This is a genomic window from Streptomyces sp. SID14478 (genome assembly GCF_010548525.1).
GTDB lineage: Bacteria > Actinomycetota > Actinomycetes > Streptomycetales > Streptomycetaceae > Streptomyces.
The window spans coordinates 1-1,255 of sequence record NZ_JAAGMG010000760.1 but is presented as its reverse complement, the minus strand read 5'-3'; the positions used below and the strand labels follow the sequence as shown (position 1 = coordinate 1,255).

Sequence of the window (1,255 nt, the reverse complement as noted above, 5' to 3'; positions counted from 1 at the left end):
TGCGCGGCCTCGATGGCCCGCGCGACGGCGGGCTCGGCGGACCCCCGCGCGGCGGGCGCCCCGGGCCTGAACCCCTCCGGCAGCCCGTCCGCGTCGAGCACCTCGGCCTCGACGACCTCGGGCAACGGCACCTGCCGCACGAGGACTTCCTGCCCGCTGTACGTGTCGAAGGCGCGGGCCTCCGTGGCGGTGTCGTACGCATCGGAATTCAGGACGGGCAGGCGGTAACGGTCGGCGAGCACCCGCCCCGCGTACTCGTCCACGACGCCTCCCCGAGGTCCGCCCTACGGTCAATTCCGTTCGCTATGTGCCCAGTTGTACGAACTGTTGCGTCACGACGCCTCCTGATACGGCTGCGTACGGTCCGCAAGCACTCACGATACGTGCCGAACGGCGATCGGGTTCAGGACTCCTGAGCTTTCACGACTTGGGCTTGAAGGACTGCGCGAACGTCTGCCACGTCGACTTGCGCTGCGCGCCGTTCCAGCCGGCGTCCTTCGCGGTGTACATCAGCCCGTATCCCAGCGAGCTGTTCACCACGAACCCCCGGTCTATGGCGTGGTACTTGGTGCCCCCGTCGACGTAGGTGAACTCCCAGTCGGCGGTGTTCCAGCCGCGGTAGTCGACCCCCGCTATCCGGACCCGGTCGTACTGGGCACGGTGCATGTACCGCTCCTGGCTGCGCCAGTCCGCGACCGGGTCCGACTTGGGGCTGCTGGTCCAGCCGACCAGCAGCTTCTGGCCGTCGGGACCCGTGAAGCGGGCGCCCGCGGCGCTGGTGGACGTGTACTTCCACCCCTTGGGCAGGTCGATCGAGAAGCCCTGGGAGTGCTTGTACGGCGTGGCCGAGACGTCGGCGCCCGAGCCGTCGCTGCTGGGCGAGGCGCCTTGGCCGGGCGCGGCCGACCCCTTGTTCTCGTCGGGGTCCTTCTCGTCCCCGCCCGAGCCCTTGTCCTCGCCCTTGCCCGTTTCCTTGCCCTTGTCCTGGCCCTTGTCCTTGCCCGTGTCGGCGGAGCTGCCGGAGCCGGTGGCCCCGGCCGAGGCGGTCCTGTCCGAGCCGCCCTCGGCTCCCTCGCCCTTGTCGTCCCCGCCCAGCGTGAGACCCAGCACGACGCCGAGCACCGCGAGCGCGACGATGACCGCCACGATCACCAGCGTGCGGCGCGGCACGACGTCGGTGAGCGAGGCCCTGCTGGTCGCGGGGGTGCGCGGCGGACCGCCGGGCTGCGCCGGGATCCGCCCCTTCGGCGCGGGC

At 71.3% G+C, this 1,255-nt stretch carries 2 pseudogenes; both read right to left on the bottom strand.

The features are described 5' to 3' along the window. Nucleotides 1-263: pseudogene (locus G3I40_RS25115) on the bottom strand (serine/threonine protein kinase); the annotation flags it as partial. 157 nt (nt 264-420) lie between these two features. Next, nucleotides 421-1,255 (bottom strand): annotated as a pseudogene (locus G3I40_RS25110) (serine/threonine protein kinase); the annotation flags it as partial.